The sequence below is a fragment of the Mycoplana azooxidifex genome, assembly GCF_014196765.1.
Classification (GTDB): domain Bacteria; phylum Pseudomonadota; class Alphaproteobacteria; order Rhizobiales; family Rhizobiaceae; genus Mycoplana; species Mycoplana azooxidifex.
Map to the genome: position 1 here is coordinate 1 of NZ_JACIEE010000028.1, position 1,319 is coordinate 1,319.

A 1,319-nucleotide genomic window follows, 5' to 3' on the forward strand; every position below is an offset into this window, starting at 1 on the left:
TGGAGTTGCCCCCAAAAGACCGGACATGCTCAGGTTTGAGATTGCGAGCTGATGAACTCGCGCGGGGATTGATATCCTAAAGCGCTGTGCGGGTGAAGATTATTGTAATGCTCGAACCAGAACGGCAGTTGAGCGATGACGGTTTCAGCGTCCGGGGTGGGGTTCACCGAGACGTAGTCGCGCTTGAAGGTTTTAACGAACGCCTCGGCCATGCCGTTTGACTGCGGGCTTCGCACCGGGGTCGTGCACGGTTCCATGCCGATCTCGCGCAGCAGGGATGCGGTGTCCCTGGCGACAAAGCAGGAGCCATTATCGGTAAGCCATTCGATGGGCTCGGACAACATGTTGATGCGGCCGAAGCGGTTCTCGACGGCGGTGATCACGAGGTCCTGCACGTCTTCGCTTTTGATGCCCTCGGTGGTGGCGACATGGGCGATTGCCTCACGGTCGCAGCAGTCGAGGGCGAAGGCGACACGGACCTTCTCCTTGTTGTCGCAGCCGATCTCGAAGCCATCGGAGCACCATCTGATGTTCGAACGTTCGACAGCGACCTGACCGTCGTGGAGGCGATCATCGGCCGCTCCGGTGTGGCGCACCAATAGCAGGTTGTGCAGCTTCATGACCCGGTAGACGCGCTTGACGTTGGGCCACGAACGCCCGTCTTTCCGGGCGTTGCGGCGCAGGATGGCATGGACACGCCGATAGCCGTAGGTGGGCATGTCGGCGATGGCGGCCTTGATGTCCTCCACCAGTTCCCGATCGGGGAGTGGTGGGCGTCCTCTGGCTTTGGAAGGGGAACCTGCGGCACGCGCGGCGATATTCGAGCGGGCGACACCCAGTGTCTCGCAGACGGTCTTCATCCCAAAATTCCCCTCGGAAGAGAGAGCGAGCGCAACAGATGTTTTTTTGGGCCGCCAGAGATTTCGAGAGCTTCCTTGAGGATTTCGCTCTCCATCGTCTTCTTGCCCAGCAGACGCTGCAACTCCTTCACCTGAGCCTGAAGCGCGCGGTATTCGGAAGCGGGAACGACTTCCTCTTCGGCGGCCGTCGCCGTCAGCGCGCCTTGCGAGGCCAGCTTGCGCCAGGCGAACAACTGGTTCGGCTGAATGCCATGACGACGCGCGACGATGCTCACCGTCGCGTCTGCCTCATAGGTCTCGTGGATGATCGCCAGCTTCTCTGCCGTGCTCCAGCGCCGCCGACGTTCCGGCCCGGAGAGGACCTGCATCTTATGGGTGGTGATAGTCATAATACCAACATTACTCCTACCCACTTAGCTAAGTGGGGGAGCATGTCCGGGCCTTTCGGGGGCCAATTCA

1 protein-coding gene is annotated in these 1,319 nt (G+C 60.6%); it reads right to left on the minus strand.

Annotated elements, in window-relative coordinates; translation table 11 throughout:
- Window positions 1–29 precede the first annotated feature (29 nt).
- Window positions 30–1,228 (minus strand): IS3 family transposase gene (locus GGQ64_RS27540; protein ID WP_425488584.1). Its coding sequence is split into 2 segments (ribosomal slippage): window positions 30–914 and window positions 917–1,228, totalling 1,197 coding nucleotides; the frame shifts between segments, so codons are not numbered across the junction.
- Between the last annotated feature and the right edge of the window lie 91 nt (window positions 1,229–1,319).